Genomic DNA, 16675 nt, shown 5'->3' on the forward strand with positions numbered 1-16675 from the left:
GCCTACTAAAATACCGCTAAAAGAAATAAAATTAGGCTAAGTATCATTCGCTTGCGTGTAATTCTCGCGCTTAGAGACGCGGGCGGCGCCATGGGGTTCAACGTTGCAATCGGCTAAGCTTACGTTAGGGTCAGTAAAGGGCCTTTAGCTAGGTCTTGTACTACATCCTAACGGCTGTGCTGCTGGGACCATGGTCCCCATGGAGTGGTTATGATTCGCCTACATCACCTGGAAAAATCGCGTTCGCACCGCGTGGTCTGGCTGCTAGAGTCGCTAGGGCTGGAGTACGAGCTGGTGACCTACCCACGCGATGAAAACACCCAGCTCGCTCCCGATGCTCTGAAGCAGATTCATCCTCTCGGTAAATCGCCGGTGATCACCGATGGCGAACTGACCGTGGCCGAATCGGGTGCCATCATCGATTACCTTATCGAGCGTTATGGCGAAGGGCGCAGCCGACCTGATAGTAATGATCTTCCAGAGTGGACCCAGTATCGCTACTGGCTGCATTACGCCGAAGGCTCGCTGATGCCGCCTCTGCTGATGCGGCTGATATTTGGTCAAGTTCCCAAGCGCTCCCCCTGGTACATTCGCCCCGTAGCCCAAGGAATCAGCGACAGCGTGCTCAAGCGTTTTTTGAAACCCCAAATTCGTCAGCATTTGCGCTTCATCGAGCGCCATCTCGAAGAGCGCGGTAATTTTGCTGGTCAGTGGCCAAGTGGTGCCGACATTCAGATGAGCTTCCCGCTCCAGGCAGTAGCGTCCAGCCAGTCGCTCGAAGACTACCCCGCAATTGCCGCCTTCGTTGCACGCATTAATGCCGACCCCGCATGGCAGCGTGCGGTCAAGCGTGCCGGGCCTTTGACCATGCCTGGCATGTGACGCCCGCATGACGATAAACGCTGTGCGCGCCTGCCTGCTCAGCCGTGCTATCGGGCTATTAGTGCTGCCCGTATTGCTGTCTGCACCCATGGCAGTGGCACAGGAGTCGCTACGCGTTGGGGTCTATCACAACCCGCCCAAACTCGTCGCCGACGATGACCAAAGGCTCAGCGGCATCATGGGCGAGTTGCTCATCGCCATGGCCGAGGAAGAGCAGTGGGAGCTCATCCCCTTCACCTGCGAGTTTCAAGAGTGCCTGAGAGCGCTGGAGCTGGGCGAGCTCGACCTGCTGCCTGACGTAGCCTGGACCAGCGAGCGCGCTGAGCTTTTTGCCTACCATCAAGAGCCGGTGATGTATAGCTGGTCGCAGCTTTATCAGGGCGAGGGCGAACCCATCGAGGCGCTATTCGATCTCGAGGATAAGCGCGTGGCGGTCGTGTCGGGATCGGTGCAGGAGCGCTACCTGCGTAACGTCATTCAGCGCTTCGATATCGACGTGCAGTGGGTAGGCGTTGCGAGCTTCGCCGAGGGGTTTTTGGCGGTGCAACAGGGGCAGGCGGACGTGGCCGCCAGCAACCACCTATTCGGCGTTTGGCGCGCCGACGAGTACGGTTTGCACGAGACCTCGGTCATCTTTCAGCCCATGCGTCTTTTCTATTTGGGAGCGCCGAACATCGACCCGCAGATTCTCGCGCGTATCGACGCCCATCTCGTGCGCTGGAAGGAAAACCCCGAGTCGATCTATTTCGAGATCATGAGCGCGTGGAACGGCCAACGCCAAGCGCCACGCGCGACGCATTTTCACTGGGGCTGGTGGGCCCTGGCGCTCTTTGCGCTGCTAGCGGCCGTGGCGCTTGGCGTGTGGGCGATTCGGCGGCGCGGGCTCTCCCAGAAGCCCTCGCCCGAGTTTCTGGAGATGCAGTCGCGTACGCACTACTTGGCCTACTACGATGCCTTGACTGGTCTGCCCAACCGCCGGTTCTTGATCGACTCGCTGCGCGCCGCCATCGACCGCGACGCACGGGTAGTGAGCTTCAGCGCCGTGTTGGTCATCGATCTGGATAACTTTAGCCGTATTAACGATACCCAAGGCCACGACAGCGGCGACTGCCTGCTGGTCAGCGTCGCCGAGCAGCTACGCCAGCGCCTGGCTGATCAGGGAACAGTGGCGCGCTTGAGCAGCGACGAATTCGCCGTGCTGATTAGTGAGCTCGGTGCCGAGCAGCATAGCGCGATGCAAGCCGCCGAGCGGGCGGCCGGTCAGGTACTAGAGGCCGTCTCACAACTGCGCAACGGCCAAGCCGTGCCCGTTGGGGCGAGTATCGGCATTGCCCTATTCAACGGCCATGACCCGACCACGGATAGCGTACTCCAGCAGGCCGATATCGCCCTGCAGCAGGCCAAGCGCCTTGGTGGCAACCGCTTTGCTTTCTTCAATGGTGAGATGCAGGCCAGTGTGTTGGAGCGCGCGAACCTCGAAGCGGATCTGCACCACGCCTTGGCGCGCGCCGAGCTCAGCCTGCACTACCAAGTGCAGGTGGATCATCAGGGCGCGACCGTTGGCGTCGAAGCACTGCTGCGCTGGCAGCACCCGCGACGTGGCTGGGTGGCGCCCGATATCTTCGTGCCACTGGCCGAAGAGACCGGGCTGATCGTACCGATAGGCCACTGGGTGCTGGCCTCGGCCTGTCAGTTGCTTGGTCAGTGGGCGCAGTCACCGACGCATGCGGGATTGAGCGTTTCGGTCAACGTTAGCGCCGTACAGTTCCAGCAGACGGATTTCGTGCGCGACTTGGAAGGCCTCTTGGCCCAGCACCAAGCGCCGCCTGGACGCTTGGTGCTGGAGGTGACCGAGAGTTTGCTGATGCGCGAGCCGGTGCGTATTCGCAACGTCATGCTACGACTGCGCTCCCAAGGCGTGCGCTTCGCCCTCGACGATTTCGGTACCGGCTTTTCGTCGCTGAGCTATCTAAAACGCTTGCCGCTGGATGAGCTCAAGATCGACCAGTCCTTCATCCGCGATCTGTTGAACGATAAGGCCGATGCCGCCATCGTCGATACCACGATTTTGCTGGCGGTTAGCTTAGGGCTGACCGTGGTGGCCGAAGGGGTGGAGACACAGGCTCAGTTCGACTGGCTCAAGGGGCACGGCTGTTACCGTTATCAAGGCTATCTCTTTGGTCGCCCCGTGCCCCTCGATGCGCTGTTCGCCCCTCCCGAGGTAACGCGTTAACCTACCATGAAGCTCTCGGCGTTGAGCCATAGGTGAACGGCGATGCTGGCGGCGTAGCCTAGTAAGATCGCCGGTGCCCAGCGCAAATGCCCCATAAAGGTATACTGGCCGCGCGCTTGCCCCATCACCGCCACCCCCGCCGCTGACCCAATCGATAGCAAGCTGCCGCCGACCCCAGCGGTGAGGGTAATGAGCAGCCACTGGCCGTGGCTCATGTCGGGCTGCATCGTCAGCACTGCGAACATCACCGGGATGTTATCGATCACCGCCGAGATCACCCCTAGCGTTACGTTGGCCCAGGTCGCGCTCCAACCACTGTAGAGCGCCTCGGACAAAAGCCCCAAGTAGCCCATGAAACCAAGCCCGCCAACGCACATCACCACGCCGTAGAAGAACAGCAGCGTATCCCACTCGGCGCGGGCGACGCGGTTGAAAACGTCGAAAGGCACGACGCTGCCGAGCTGTTCGAGCTTTTTCACGTCGCCGCGACGGCTGTAGCGCTCGCGCTTGCGCGCAAGCGAACGCGACAGGCTCTTGCGCAGGTAAAAGCCGAAAAACTGCAGGTAGCCAAGGCCGGTCATCATGCCCAGCACTGGTGGTAGATGGAGCACGGTATGGCAGAGAACGGCGGTCACGATGGTGATCAAGAACAGCAGCACGATGCGCCGGGCGCCGCGCTTGAGCGAGACCTCTTCGTATACGCTAGCTGGTTTACGGTTGTCGATGAAGAAACTCATGATGAGCGCAGGTACGAGGAAATTGACCAGCGCGGGAACGAATAGAATGAAGAACGCCTGAAATTCGACCATGCCCGCCTGCCATACCATCAGCGTGGTGATATCACCAAAGGGGCTGAACGCACCGCCAGCGTTGGCGGCGACCACGATGTTGATGCACGCGAGGTTGATGAAGCGCTTGTCGCCTTCGGCCACCTTGGTGATGACGGCGCACATCAGGAGCGCCGTGGTGAGGTTGTCGGCGATCGGCGAGAGCATGAAAGCAAGCCCTCCGGTCAGCCAGAAGAGCGCGCGGTAGTCGAAGCCCTTGCGCAGCATCCACGAGCGCAAGGCATCGAAGATGCGCCGCTCCTCCATGGCGTTGATATAGGTCATCGCCACGAGCAGAAAGAGCATGAGCTCGGTGAATTCCAAGAGGGTGACGCGAAAGGCATATTCCGACGCCTCGGAAAGCCCGTTTTGCACGTAGACCCAGCCAATCAAGCTCCAAATGACCCCGGCCGCGACCAGCACCGGCTTGGACTTGCGCATGTGCAGCTTTTCCTCGGCCATGACCAGGGCGTAGGCCAGCACGAAAATGGCAATAGCGATGGCCCCGGTAAGGGAGCGGGTCATATCGAGCTCGCCCACGGCGGCCACGACCGCTGGGCTTAGCGTCAATGCCGATAGCCCCGCCGCTAGGAGGAGCCTGCGTCGAGTGAGATGAGCGCATAAAAAACGCCAGCTCGATGAGGTTCGATGCTGGCGTTGGGATATGAAGGCGGACATGGCAACATGTCTCCTCGATCAAAGGAAAGGAAGGGTTTGAAAACTCCGCCATTTTAATGCTTTGTATTGCAATGCAATATGTGATTAAAGCGAACGAGATTTGCGCTAGATAGGTGTTAAAGCGTCTTTTTTTAGTAAGTTAAACGTTTGGGTAATAGTAAGTAAAAATATTAAATGATGAGTGATGAAAACGTCTTAATCGTTTGGCTAATAGCCATTGGTTTAAAGCGGTTATATAAATTTTAGTAGCAGCACACCGTGTTTTAATTTGATGCGACTGCATCAAGTTAATAACCGTGCGGCTTTATTAGCGATCGCTTAAATGCAGGCCTCCTATGACCACGCATTCCTGCTCGGCGGCGAACATGCTATGTTGGCGCGCCCTGCCTAACGATAAGGGCGGAAAGCCCTACTTCTAACAGGCCGTTGGCCGCTGGATATCAGGAATAGAACCATGCGCTCCTTGCTACGTCCTCTTTCTCGAATGACGATGTCTGCCGTGATGACGATAACGGCGCTCACCCTTAGCCTATCGGCCCAGGCCGACACGCGAGTGACCTATAAATCGGCCTCTGCCGGTACCGCCTATTACCAGATGGGTGTCGAGCTTTCCGAAGCGATTCGCCAGGGCAGCGATGGCGCCATCGTGCTTACCCTCGAGGAGAGCCAGGGCTCGGTGCAGAACGTCATGGAAGTGATGGCGCGTCAAGGCAACTATGTGTTCACTACGCCGCCTGCATTGGTCGAGCAGGCCATGGCCGGTGAAGGCGCTTTCTCGCAGCGCCAGAGCCCGCGTTTTCAGGACATCCGAGGCCTGTTTCCCATTCCCGCAATCACCATGCACTTCATCGTTGCCGGTAACCAGGGCGTGGTGGGCATCGATGCGCTGGCCGACAAACACGTGCTGATCGGGCGTGGCACCTTCGGCGCCCGTGAAGCCGAGCGCTACCTCGAACTCTTCGACTTGAATGGCCGCGTGCGTATCGCCGACGCGGCGCTAGGCAGCGGTCCGGACGCGCTGAAAAACGGCCAGATCGATGGTTTCGTGACTGCAAGTTCCTACCCCACGCCGAACATCATCGAAGTCGCCGCTAGCATGCCGATCGCTCTGGTCAGCTTGAGCGACGAGCAGATCGAGCAGACTGGTGCGCCGCGCCAGACCATTCCAGGTGGCACCTACCCCGGCATCGACGAAGACGTAGAGACCACCTCGCTGCCGGTGATGGCCTACACCACTACGCAAATGGATGACGACACCGCCTACGCCCTGACCAAGACCTTCTGGGAGCGGCGCGACGCCATGGCCGAAGAAGCCGCCTGGTGGGGTGGTATCACCACCGATATGCTGGCCAACATGGCGGGCACTCTGCACCCCGGTGCGCTGCGTTACTATGACGAAGTCGGTATCGAGGTGCCTGACGCGCTGCGCTAGGCTCTGTATGTAAAGTGCCTGCGCTCGACAATACGGCGTTAAAAATTGACTCAGAATACTCATTTACCACGTGTAAACTCCGTTTCTTCGTCAATTTTTGCCTTGTCTTGTCTTCGCTCGACGACTTTTCATACAGACCCTAGGCCTCTGGGATAAGCGCTTGGGCTGAATTAATGCATTTTCTTCTCGACGCCACGGGAGCCCGTGGCGTCGTCATTTCATAGTGATCGATGTGGTGCAGGTGAACGACGATATGACCCCTTCAACTCCTTCGGTGCCAAGTGACGACGCGCGTATCGCCCCCGGCTGGGTAGCGCTGGGTGCTGCGAGCGTGGCATTTCACCTGGGGCTGATCTTCTACGGCCTAACGCCGGCGCTGGTCAGCCGCCCCTTGCATATGGCGCTGCTGCTGCCGTGGGTGCTGATCTTCATGGCCAAGACACCCTGGCAGCGCGTTAGCGGCTGGGTGCTTACGGCGTTGGGAATCGCGGCCTGCGTGTATATCGCCTGGAACGAAGCGGCGCTGGCCGACCAGTACGGCTTCATCGATACCCATCTGCAGATGGCGATTGGTGTTTTCCTGATGGCGTTAGTGCTGGAAGCGGCGCGGCGTGCCATCGGTTGGCCGCTGCCCTTAGTGGCGCTGCTGGCGCTGCTTTATGGCGCCCTAGGCCAGTACGTGCCCGGCACCTTTGGCCATCCGGGCCTACCGATGCAGAGCATGGTCGGCTCCTTGACCATCGCCGAAGGTGGGCTCTGGGGCTCGTTGACCGGAGTGAGCGTGGGCGTCGTGGCGATTTTCGTCATCTTCGGCGCCGTGCTCAACGCCGGAGAGGCGGGGCGCGGCTTCATGAACCTGGCAAGCGTGGTGGCCGGGCGCTTTACCGGCGGCGCGGCGAAGGTGTCGGTGATCTCTTCGGCGCTGATGGGGTCGATCTCGGGCTCGGCCTCGGCCAACGTCGCCTCGACTGGGGCAATCACCATTCCCTCCATGGTGCGCTTGGGTTACCCACGTTCGCTGGCAGGCGCGGTAGAAGCGGTGGCTTCCTCGGGCGGGCAGATCATGCCGCCGCTGATGGGGGCGGGTGCTTTCGTCATGGTCGAGCTGACCGGCACGCCCTACACCCAGATCATGGCTGCGGCGCTGCTGCCTGCGTTCCTCTACTTCTTTACCGTCTGGATCGGTATCAACGCCTACGCCACGCGCCACGACCTCAAGCCGGTGGACGAGAGCGAGCGCCCTACGCGCCGTGAGGTGGCCATTACGTCGCTGTTCTTCGCCGTGCCCTTCGTGCTTTTACTCGAGCGTATCTTCGTAGGGGGCTATACGCCGCAGTACGCCGCCAGCGTCGCTATCTTCGCCGGGATGGCGCTGCTGTTCTTCGACGTGACCCTACGCTTCTCGGCGCGCGGCTTTGCCCATCGCCTTGCGGAGGCGGCGGTGACGGCAGGGCGTCAAATCGCGGTGATTGGGGCGATCATCATCTGCGCCTCGTTGGTGATCGGCGTGCTGTCGCTCACCGGGCTCGGGGTCAAGATCACCTCGGGGATTCTCTCGCTCTCCAACGACATGCTGTGGCCTGCGCTGTTACTCACGGCCTTGGCCTGCTTGATTCTGGGGATGGAGGTGCCGACGACGGCGGCTTACGTCATCTGCGTGTCGGTCGCAGGGCCCGCGCTCACCTCGCTCGGGCTCGAACCGCTGCTCGCTCACCTGTTCGTTTTCTGGTATGCGCTGCTCTCCACCATTACGCCGCCGGTGTGCGGTGGGGTATTCATTGCTGCTGGCATGGTGGGGGAGAACTGGCTCAAGGTGGCGTTCAAGGCCATGGCGCTGGGTATCGGGCTCTATCTGATCCCGCTTGCCATGGTGGCCAACCCCGATATGATCGCCTTGGCGTTCGACCCAACAGGCGCGCTGTTCGATACCGCCAAGGTGGCGCTGGGGTTAGGATGCATCTCATTCGGCGTCATTGCCCGCAAGGCGCTGTGGCTGCGCTTGGCGCTGGTGGCTGTGGGCGCGCTGGTGGTCTTTCTCGTCTAGGGCAACACTAGGGAAGAGGAGGCGGAAAGCGGCGTGGTGGCGTAGACCACCCAGGTATCCAGCGCCGGGCCGAGCGCGCGTACCAGACGCAAGGTGTCGGGCGCCTGAGCCAGCGCTTCCTCGGCGCAGATGCCTACCTGGTAGCGCCCATCGATCAGCCCTTCGGCCACGGCCACGGTAGTGGGGGCCTCGATGATCTGCGCGTAGGCGCCCAGGTCGGTGTAGTGGCGGGTCGCGGGCTGAAGCGCTACGCGCGCGGGGCTTATCGGTGCGTCGCGCCGGGCCAGAAGCGCGAGCGGCTTGCTGCCCGCGATCACCGCATCGACGGGAAAGACGCGGTGCATATAGCGGCCCACGCAGTCGGCATGGCTGAAGTGCGCCGTGCACTGCAGTACATGGGTGAGCCGCCCTTCGAGCAGCGCCTCGAAGGCAGCCTCGAAGGCATCGAAAAATACGCATTCGCCACCTTCAACGGCGTGGCGCGCAAGATAGCGCTTGGCGACGAGGGCGTGGTTGCTGCCTGCAGGGCCTAAAGTACCCAGGATCATAGAAAAAACTCAGCCAATCAGAGTGAAGCTTGCAATGATGTAAGCAGCGTAGCCTATCAGCAGTAAGAGCCCTTCCCCGCGCGACAGGCGAAGCCCCGTATAGAGAAAGGCGATGAGCACGGCGGAGGCTGCGAGCATCACCCACTGGTCGAAGTGCGCCATGCGTTCGACTAGCGGAAGCGGCTGCAAAAACGCCGAGATACCGAGAATGCCGAGCAGGTTGAAGATATTGCTGCCTAGAATGTTGCCCACGGCGACGTCGGCGTGACGCCGCAGCGCGGCAATGACCGAAACCGCAAGTTCGGGCAGCGAGGTGCCCACGGCCACGATGGTAAGGCCAATCACCGCCTCCGAAATGCCCATGGCCTGAGCGATACCGATGGCGCCATAGAGCAGTAGCTGCGACCCGCCGATGAGCAGTACCAAACCGCCGACGAGTGCCGCGACGATGAACAGGGCCGAGGAGGGCAGGTGCTGAACCTCATCGGCCTCGGCAGCGTGTAGCTCTGCGGCGGGGGCTACGTGGCGACTTTCACTCCAGTAAGCCCAGCCAAGATAGCCCGCCAGGGCGACGAGAAAGATGAGTGCATCGACGCGCCCCAGCGCGCCATCCCAGGCTAAGAGCAAGAACAGCCCCGTGGCCAGCATCATCACCAAACCATCACGCCTGAGTGCTTGCGGCTGTACGGTCAGCGGGCAGATCAGCGCGCAGAGCCCCAAAATCAGCAGAATGTTGCCGATGTTGCTGCCCACCACGTTACCAATGGCGATATCGGGCTGCTGGTTCATCGCCGCGTGAATCGAGACCACCAGCTCAGGCGATGAGGTGCCGAAACCGACGATCACCAGCCCCGTGAACAGTGGCGATACACCCATCCGCTTGGCGCCTGCCACCGCGCCGCGAATGAGTCCCTCGCCCCCCAAGGTCAACAGCACGATACCGGCCAATAGACTCAATCCGTAGAGCATGGGGCTACCTCTTCGCGTGGTGAGCGGCGATTACACTGCGCCGTCGCGCTTCAAGCGCTTGAGCCAACGCTGGCGGGCGTCGTGGCGTAAGTTTTGAACGCTGTCGGTTTCATCGACGATATCCTGACCAAGGATGGTTTCGAGAATATCCTCGAGGGTAATCAATCCAAGCCAGGTGCCGTGGCTGTCGTAGACCACGCGCATGTGATGACGGCTCGCCAACATGTCGGTGAAGACTTCCTCGACCGTGGCGCTGTCGTTGACCGCGCGAATGGGGTGCATCAGCTCACGCATGGTGCGCTCATCGTCGGCGTGGTAGGTATCGGCTTTGTGAACGTAGCCAAACGCTTGCTCGGCGCCATCCATGACCGGAAAGCGTGTAAAAGCGTGCTTACCGTAGCGCGCATCGAATTCGGCCACCGTCATGTGCGGCGTCACCGTTTCGCACACGGTACGCGGCGTCATGGCGTTGGTCACGGGAATCTCGTGCAGGTTGAGGATGTTGATGATGGTGCGTGTCTCGTCGCTATCCATGACCTGCTCTTCCAGCCCCACCTTGGCAAGCACCTTGATTTCGCTGCGCAGATCGACATCGTGCTCGGCCCTGCCCATGCGTCGGGTGATCATTTCCGACAGCCAGATAAAGGGCAGCAGCAGAGTGATCATGACTTTAAGCGTACTCGGTAGCCAAGGGGCCAGGCGGCGCCAGTGCGTTGCGCCCAGTGTCTTGGGAATGATTTCCGAGAGCACCAGAATCAACACCGTCATGATCGCCGAGGCGGCCGCGATGTAGGCATCGCCGAACACCGTGGCCACCTGAGCGCCCACGCCCGTAGCACCGGCAGTATGGGCAATGGTGTTGAGCGTCAAAATGGCCGCGAGCGGGCGGTCGATATTGCCCTTCAGCGCACTCAGGGCGGCGTGGGTCTTGGGTCGCTCGTCTTTGAGCTGAGCAATATAGCTAGGCGTGATCGAGAGTAGGGCAGCTTCGAGGACGGAGCAGAGAAAGGAGATGGCGATGGCGATAACGACGGTCGTCGCAAGCAGGAACATGGTAGCTCGTAGTGAGGGGTTCAAGGCTATATATAGCCCACGGCTAGACCCTGTCAATAGCGCTTAGGCCGCGCTTTAAACGCAAGCTGAGAACTAAATGCATTTACTTAGTGATACGTTATATTGTAACTTTGTTTGGAGTCGCAATTCGTTGCGAAAGACACTTCGCCATCGACAAAAGGAAGCACGTCATGTCATCACTGACACGCAAAGGTGCCAGCGCATTAGCAGTAAGCGCGCTGATGTTCTCAGGGATTCAAGTGGCTGCGGCACACGATCATAGCCACGACCATGATCACAGTCATGAACATAGTCACGACCATGGCCATGACCACGAGCATTCGCACAGCCACGAGCACAATAGCGATATCCACAAGGGTATCTTCGAAGACGAGCAGGTTCAGGAACGCGAGCTCTCCGATTGGGAAGGCGACTGGCAGTCCGTCTACCCCTACCTGCAGGACGGCACGTTGGATGAAGTGTTCGAGCACAAGGCCGACACTACCGGCAAGATGAGTGCCGACGAGTACAAAGAGTACTACACCACAGGCTACGAAACCGACGTCGAGCGTATCGTCATTGACGGCGACACCGTCACTTTCTTTGAGGATGGCCAAGCGCGCAGCGCCGACTACCACTCCGACGGTTACGAAATCCTGACCTACGAAGCAGGCAACCGCGGCGTGCGCTTCATCTTCGAAACCGAAGACACCGACGAAGGCATGCCACGCTACATCCAGTTCAGTGATCACGACATCTATCCAACCGACGCCCACCACTTCCACCTCTACTGGGGCGACGACCGCGAAGCGCTGCTGGAAGAAGTCACCCACTGGCCGACCTACTACCCGTCCGAGCTCGACGCCGACGGCATCGTCAGTGAAATGAAGGCGCACTGATAAAGCGCTAGCACCTCGTCCTCACCGCCCGGTGGGGACGAGAAATGGCATTCGTCCCATCCTCTGCCTGGTGTCACGCTCGTCTAGCTGCTTTGCCAATCGCTTGGTTCTCCTTCCTTCGATAATGAGAGCTCGATACCCTAACTACTTGCCCGCCTCCTGTGTTTTCTGCGCGAGTACTTACGCAATTGCTTTCATGTGTACCATTCGAGATCATTGAGCCATCCTGACGTCGCAAGATGTTGCTCATGATCTATGCGGCCAATCAAGTGCCGCCGCTTGTGATCAAAATAGACGAGTTCTGCTGGCGTGCGGTGCTCGCACGTTCACTACAAAGACGCAGAAGGTTATGCAGACAATGGCAGCGAAAGTGACGGAACGGAAGCGGGCATGATCCCTAAGCTACCTATCAATATCGATGATTTGCTCCATCATCGCGCTGTAGAAAGTGAGCGAATTGAGTACAAAGGGGGCTGGAATCCTGAGTCCATCCTGCATACCTTGTGTGCCTTCGCTAACGACTTCCACAACCTGGGCGGTGGTTATGTGCTGGTCGGGGTTGCCGAAGAGCAAGGGCTACCGCAACTGCCACCTGCTGGCTTGCAGCCTGAACAAATCGATGCCATTCAAAAAGAGCTGCTGAATCTCGGACATTCGGCCATGGCGCCGCCTTACCATCCGCTTACCGCTACCTACGATGTTCAGGGTAGAACCATCTTAGTGCTATGGGCGCCCGGTGGAGAAACGCGCCCTTATAAAGCCAAATCCAGTTTAAGCAAGAAGGGCGAGTGGGCCTATTACTTGCGTAAACACACCAGTACCGTTAAAGCCACAGGACAGGATGAGCGAGAGCTACTTAGTTTAGCGGCTACGGTGCCCTTTGATGATCGCTATTGCCCAACGGCTACGCTAGACGATCTCTCTGCTTATTTACTGCGTGATTTTTTACATGAGATCGGCAGCGAACTATTGGCTGATGCCCACAGGCTAGATATAGAGACGCTAGGTCGCCGCATGAACGTGGTGGGTGGCCCAAGTGAGATGGCCTTTCCCAAAAATGTCGGCCTGCTTTTTTTCAATCAACACCCCGAGCGCTTCTTTCCAGCCACGCAGATTGACGTAGTGTATTTTCCAGACGGTGCTGGTGGTGACCACTTCGAGGAAAAGGTCTTCAAGGGGCCACTTGGCCGCATTACGCGCGACGCTTTGGAGTACATTGGTCGTCACTACCTAAAGGAAGGCGTTACTAAGCATGCTGATAGAGCCCAGGCCGAGCGTTTCTGGAATTTTCCATTGGCAGCCGTCGAAGAGGCCGTGGTGAATGCGGTCTACCATCGCTCTTATGAAATTCGCGAGCCCATCGAGATACGTATTGATGGGCAAGAGTTGGTAGTGCTGAGCTTCCCGGGACCCGATCGCTCCATTCGTTTGCAAGACCTACAGGCAGGCAAAGCCGTTAGTCGGCGTTACCGCAATCGGCGCATTGGCGAGTTTTTAAAAGAGCTGGAGTTGACCGAAGGCCGCTCAACGGGGGTGCCTAAGATTCTCCGTGTGATGAACGCCAACGGTTCCCCCGCGCCCGTATTCGAAACGGATGAGGAGCGCAGTTACTTTTTAATTCGTTTGCCTGCTCACCCTGGGTTTCGACGTGGTCCCGAGGGAGTTGGTGAGACTACCCCCGAAGTCGCCCCCGAAGTCGCCCCCGAAGTCGCCCCCGAACTATTACGCCTGCTGGGCGTGTTGGAGGGAGAGATGACGAGAGTGAGTTTAATGGCGGCCTTAGGGCTGCAAGATGAAAAGCATTTTAGAGAGCACTATCTACAAAACGCCATTCAGCAGGGATTAATCGAGATGACGATCCCTGACAGGCCCCGCAGTCGTCTGCAAAAGTACCGATTAACCGTTGTAGGCCAACGAGCACTGGCCGCCAAAGATACCTATTAAGTAACACGGCTTCGATGACCTCTAGCGCCTGAAGTCTTTGCGCCATATTGAGTGGCGATGGTATGGGCTACGAGGCCAACAACGTAACCCCCTGTATAAAATAAAATACCCCAATAGCGGTGACGATCCAGCGTGTCCAGGTGCGGAAGTTGGCGTCGGTGAGGCGGTGGAGGATGCGGTTGCCGGTTTGGGTGCCTAGCATGGCAAACGGGGCGGCGAGCGCGACGATGCCCCACTCACCGGCGCTGAGCGCCAGCGCCGAACCAAGGTAGAAGAGAATCTTGATGCTGTGGGCGACGACCTGAATCATCGCTTTGGTGGCCACCACCTCGCGGCGATCCATCTGCGAGCGCACGAAGAAGATATCGATCAGTGGCCCGGAAACGCCCGCTGCAATCGTCAGACCACCAGACAGCAGGCCGCAGCCGATGGCGTGGCTAGCGCGACTGGCATCGAAGTGAAACCAGCGCTTGGGCATCCACACCAAAATCGGCATCAAACCGATCAGCAGCGAGACGCTGGCCGCATTGGGCGCGTAGTCGAAAATCAAGAGCAGGCCTGCGGCGCCGAGTACCCCCAGCGTCATCAGCGCGACGGTGGGCCAGCGAATGAAGCGGCGGGATAGCCAGGCGCGCGAGGCATTGGCGGTGAGCTGAATCACGCCGTGCACCGCCATCGCCGTGGCGGCGGGGAAGATCAAAAGCAAGAACCACAGCAGCACCAGCCCGCCCGCCATACCGAAAACACCCGACAGCAGAGAGGTCGAAAAGACGACGGCAACGAAAATGGCCGCTATAGAAAAGGTCATAGGCACGTTCCTGCGCAGTGATAACGATCAGGCACGACAGAACGGCCAGATTTGATAGAAATGCCGACACTGAAACTCGGCCTCACAGCTATTGAGCTGCGCCTGATAGCGCCCCGCGCGGCTGGCCACCTGGGCCGCCGAGCGCATCACCGCGGGCTTGCCTCGGTAGGTGCCGCGCTGATAGCCGCCCGCGCCTTCGTGGTAGGCCAAATAGAGGTGTTCGGGGTTGGTAAGTGGAATACCCGTCTGGGCGTGGGTGCGAGCGTTGTACCAACCGATGAAATCGGTGGCGTGCTTCATATGGGTACGCCGAGCGAACAGGCTGCCCGCTTGGGCGCGGTACTCGTCCCACACTGGATCCTGGGCTTGGGCATAGCCCTTGGCCGACGAAGGGCGGGGGCCGGGGATGAAGCCAAGGTAGTACTTTCTATCCGGGCGGATGTGACTTCGAAACGAGGACTCCTGCTGGATGAAGGACATTTGAGTGGCGATGGGCGTGCCCCAGCGCGCCTGTGAATCGCGCGCGTAGTCATACCAGCTAGGCTGCTCGCGGAAAATCTCGCATATATTGCTCTGATCCGACGGCGGCGTTGGCGCGAAGGTGGCGCAGCCGCTCAAGAGGACGGCAAACAGCAGGGCGGCTGTGCGCAGCGAAACGTGCCGAAAACGCCGATAAAACCGCCCGCGAGAGAGTGTGTTAAAAAAGAACTTATCACAGTAGAACTTATCAACAGGGCAGTGCATGCCAGTGTCCTTGTGGGTAAACGTCAATGCTCAACGCAGTAGCCGATCCAAACAGCGGCGTAGACGCATGGCTTCGCGCTGCAACGTCTCCCCCGATAAAAGCCCTACGCCTAGCACGAGCCCGGTACGCTCATCGCCGCGCGCGCACACCGGGCTCAAGGGGCGCACGATGAGATGCTCCTTACGCAGCGCCTGGGCAAGGAGCACATCGTTGACCCCAGGCGAAAATTCCACGCAAAGGCTGATCGCCCGGCTCGGCGTGGAGATGCGCTGAATGCGGGGGTGCGTGATCAAGTGATCGTGCACCACCTGCTGGCGCCCCAGGTAGTCGCGCTGAATGCGGCGGCACCACGTATCCAAGTCACCGTCGAAAATGAACTGCGCCAGTACCGCTTGATCCACCATGCGCCCTTCGCGGTAGAGCTCGCTGCGCAGACGGTTGATCGCCCCCGCTAGCCCGCGCGGCACTACCAGATAGCCCAAGCGCAGCCCCGGAAACATCATCTTGGAGAAAGAGCCGACGAGCAGATGGCGCTCCGAGTCGGCATTGAACAGCAGTGCCTCGTGGTCGCCTTGAGCGAACTCGTAGTCATCTTCGATGACGTAAGCCGCCTGTAACGTATCACAAAGTCGGCGTTTTTCCTCGGTACGGGTAGGTACGCTCAGCGGATAGTGGTGCGAGCCCATTAGATAAGCGAGCCGTACCGGGCGCGGCGTTGGCGAAAACGTATGACCGCGATGGGGGTGCCAAGGCAGCATCTCGACCTCGAGCCCCGCGGCGGTGAAAACGTTGCGCGCGCCCCAATAGCAGGGCGACTCCATCGCCACGCGCTCGCCGGTGTCGGCCAGCGCCATGGCGCAAAGGCCCAGGCCGTTATGGGTGCCGTCGGTGATGATGATCTGCTCGGTGTCGCAGTGGATGTGTCGCCAGCGCTTGAGAAAGTCGCGGATGGCGCGCTTGAGCGGTCCATAGCCGCCGGTGGAGTAAGACAGCAGCAGCGCATTCTGCGGCACGGTAGCGCTGGTATAGAGCTGGCGCCACTTGCGCATGGGAAATTGGGCAATGTCGGGAATTCCCGGCACGAACGAGCCGGTTTGGATCAGGCTCGCCCCGGGGCCTTGGAGCACGCGCTGGGCGCGCTGAGATAACAGGTCAGAGGCTTGCGCGTCACCCGCATTCATCGTCTCGACAGCAGGCCGCGGTGCGGGCGGGCGCGCACTCCAGCTGCCCTGGCCGTGACCGGTCACGATCAACCCCTCGGTAATCAACGTGGCCACCGCACGCGCCAGGGTATGGCGCGCCACGCCCAAACGCTCGGCCAGACGGCGATGTGAGGGCAAGCGCGTACCGCTGGGCCAGCGCTCGCTGATCGCCCGGCGCAAGCTCTCTTCGATACGCACTTGCTTGCTCAACCGCTCGGGTTGAAGGGCATAGAGCTCCTCCAACTGACCCAAACAGTGTTCGATCGTCACGTCGTTTCTTTGCTCACTCATCGTCGTCACTTGCACATTTTCTAACGTGATTGGCTGGTCTAGTGCATTGAATTTTTTGGTCTGGCGAGTGTGCACGCAAAAAGTGGTCTGGTCGAACCTAAAAGTGGTGCATTCGTCTTT

13 protein-coding genes are annotated in these 16675 nt (G+C 59.5%); 6 read left to right on the top strand and 7 right to left on the bottom strand.

What is annotated here, in order from left to right; translation table 11 throughout:
* The first annotated feature begins 210 nt into the window (after window positions 1-210).
* The gene (locus LLY24_RS14110; protein WP_259036935.1) at window positions 211-882 is read left to right on the top strand and encodes a glutathione S-transferase family protein; all 672 of its coding nucleotides are present in this window, start codon (window positions 211-213) and stop codon (window positions 880-882) included.
* Between the two features lie 7 nt (window positions 883-889).
* Complete coding sequence (locus LLY24_RS14115; RefSeq protein WP_259036936.1) at window positions 890-3115, top strand: putative bifunctional diguanylate cyclase/phosphodiesterase; 2226 nt, start codon at window positions 890-892, stop codon at window positions 3113-3115.
* On the opposite strand, the gene nhaD is transcribed toward LLY24_RS14115, so the two are convergent.
* Window positions 3112-4620, bottom strand: a complete 1509-nt coding sequence (gene nhaD, locus LLY24_RS14120; RefSeq protein WP_259036937.1) for a sodium:proton antiporter NhaD — start codon at window positions 4618-4620, stop codon at window positions 3112-3114. The two genes, LLY24_RS14115 and nhaD, sit on opposite strands and share 4 nt — an antisense overlap.
* 484 nt (window positions 4621-5104) lie before the next feature.
* Here nhaD and LLY24_RS14125 point away from each other — a divergent pair, with 484 nt between their 5' ends.
* Together LLY24_RS14125 and LLY24_RS14130 are read left to right on the top strand one after the other, a co-directional pair.
* Window positions 5105-6052: a TAXI family TRAP transporter solute-binding subunit gene (locus tag LLY24_RS14125; protein ID WP_259037003.1), complete on the top strand. Its 948-nt coding sequence runs from the start codon at window positions 5105-5107 to the stop codon at window positions 6050-6052.
* Between the two features lie 253 nt (window positions 6053-6305).
* Window positions 6306-8096 carry a TRAP transporter permease gene (locus LLY24_RS14130; RefSeq protein WP_259036938.1) on the top strand — a complete coding sequence of 597 codons (1791 nt, stop codon included), beginning with the start codon at window positions 6306-6308 and terminating at the stop codon, window positions 8094-8096.
* Here the strand turns inward: LLY24_RS14130 and LLY24_RS14135 are convergent.
* The 3 genes from LLY24_RS14135 to LLY24_RS14145 are packed head-to-tail and all read right to left on the bottom strand — an operon-like array spanning window position 8093 to window position 10666.
* Window positions 8093-8644, bottom strand: a complete 552-nt coding sequence (locus LLY24_RS14135; protein WP_259036939.1) for a hypothetical protein — start codon at window positions 8642-8644, stop codon at window positions 8093-8095. The two genes, LLY24_RS14130 and LLY24_RS14135, sit on opposite strands and share 4 nt — an antisense overlap.
* Before the next feature lie 9 nt (window positions 8645-8653).
* Window positions 8654-9613 carry a calcium/sodium antiporter gene (locus LLY24_RS14140; protein WP_259036940.1) on the bottom strand — a complete coding sequence of 320 codons (960 nt, stop codon included), beginning with the start codon at window positions 9611-9613 and terminating at the stop codon, window positions 8654-8656.
* A gap of 30 nt (window positions 9614-9643) precedes the next feature.
* Window positions 9644-10666 carry a CNNM domain-containing protein gene (locus LLY24_RS14145; RefSeq protein ID WP_259036941.1) on the bottom strand — a complete coding sequence of 341 codons (1023 nt, stop codon included), beginning with the start codon at window positions 10664-10666 and terminating at the stop codon, window positions 9644-9646.
* A 191-nt stretch (window positions 10667-10857) separates the two neighbouring features.
* Here LLY24_RS14145 and LLY24_RS14150 point away from each other — a divergent pair, with 191 nt between their 5' ends.
* Complete coding sequence (locus LLY24_RS14150) at window positions 10858-11565, top strand: metal-binding protein ZinT (protein WP_259036942.1); 708 nt, start codon at window positions 10858-10860, stop codon at window positions 11563-11565.
* Between the two features lie 390 nt (window positions 11566-11955).
* Window positions 11956-13509: a Fic family protein gene (locus LLY24_RS14155; RefSeq protein WP_259036943.1), complete on the top strand. Its 1554-nt coding sequence runs from the start codon at window positions 11956-11958 to the stop codon at window positions 13507-13509.
* Window positions 13510-13576: 67 nt separating this feature from the next.
* Here LLY24_RS14155 and LLY24_RS14160 read toward each other — a convergent pair whose 3' ends face one another.
* The 3 genes from LLY24_RS14160 to LLY24_RS14170 are packed head-to-tail and all read right to left on the bottom strand — an operon-like array spanning window position 13577 to window position 16555.
* The gene (locus tag LLY24_RS14160) at window positions 13577-14317 is read right to left on the bottom strand and encodes a sulfite exporter TauE/SafE family protein (RefSeq protein ID WP_259036944.1); all 741 of its coding nucleotides are present in this window, start codon (window positions 14315-14317) and stop codon (window positions 13577-13579) included.
* A gap of 27 nt (window positions 14318-14344) precedes the next feature.
* The gene (locus LLY24_RS14165; protein WP_259036945.1) at window positions 14345-15061 is read right to left on the bottom strand and encodes a transglycosylase SLT domain-containing protein; all 717 of its coding nucleotides are present in this window, start codon (window positions 15059-15061) and stop codon (window positions 14345-14347) included.
* A gap of 30 nt (window positions 15062-15091) precedes the next feature.
* Window positions 15092-16555 carry an aminotransferase-like domain-containing protein gene (locus LLY24_RS14170; protein ID WP_259036946.1) on the bottom strand — a complete coding sequence of 488 codons (1464 nt, stop codon included), beginning with the start codon at window positions 16553-16555 and terminating at the stop codon, window positions 15092-15094.
* Window positions 16556-16675 lie beyond the last annotated feature (120 nt).

The organism is Halomonas dongshanensis, from assembly GCF_024790395.1.
Taxonomy (GTDB): domain Bacteria; phylum Pseudomonadota; class Gammaproteobacteria; order Pseudomonadales; family Halomonadaceae; genus Vreelandella; species Vreelandella dongshanensis.

Coding starts and splice junctions, on each gene's coding strand:
- LLY24_RS14160 (WP_259036944.1), bottom strand. CDS start 14,317: ATGACCTTTTCTATAGCGGCCATTTTCGTTGCCGTCGTCTTTTCGACC.
- LLY24_RS14115 (WP_259036936.1), top strand. CDS start 890: ATGACGATAAACGCTGTGCGCGCCTGCCTGCTCAGCCGTGCTATCGGG.
- LLY24_RS14155 (WP_259036943.1), top strand. CDS start 11,956: ATGATCCCTAAGCTACCTATCAATATCGATGATTTGCTCCATCATCGC.
- LLY24_RS14150 (WP_259036942.1), top strand. CDS start 10,858: ATGTCATCACTGACACGCAAAGGTGCCAGCGCATTAGCAGTAAGCGCG.
- LLY24_RS14145 (WP_259036941.1), bottom strand. CDS start 10,666: ATGTTCCTGCTTGCGACGACCGTCGTTATCGCCATCGCCATCTCCTTT.
- LLY24_RS14140 (WP_259036940.1), bottom strand. CDS start 9,613: ATGCTCTACGGATTGAGTCTATTGGCCGGTATCGTGCTGTTGACCTTG.
- LLY24_RS14125 (WP_259037003.1), top strand. CDS start 5,105: ATGACGATGTCTGCCGTGATGACGATAACGGCGCTCACCCTTAGCCTA.
- LLY24_RS14165 (WP_259036945.1), bottom strand. CDS start 15,061: ATGCACTGCCCTGTTGATAAGTTCTACTGTGATAAGTTCTTTTTTAAC.
- nhaD (WP_259036937.1), bottom strand. CDS start 4,620: ATGTCCGCCTTCATATCCCAACGCCAGCATCGAACCTCATCGAGCTGG.
- LLY24_RS14170 (WP_259036946.1), bottom strand. CDS start 16,555: ATGAGTGAGCAAAGAAACGACGTGACGATCGAACACTGTTTGGGTCAG.
- LLY24_RS14110 (WP_259036935.1), top strand. CDS start 211: ATGATTCGCCTACATCACCTGGAAAAATCGCGTTCGCACCGCGTGGTC.
- LLY24_RS14130 (WP_259036938.1), top strand. CDS start 6,306: ATGACCCCTTCAACTCCTTCGGTGCCAAGTGACGACGCGCGTATCGCC.
- LLY24_RS14135 (WP_259036939.1), bottom strand. CDS start 8,644: ATGATCCTGGGTACTTTAGGCCCTGCAGGCAGCAACCACGCCCTCGTC.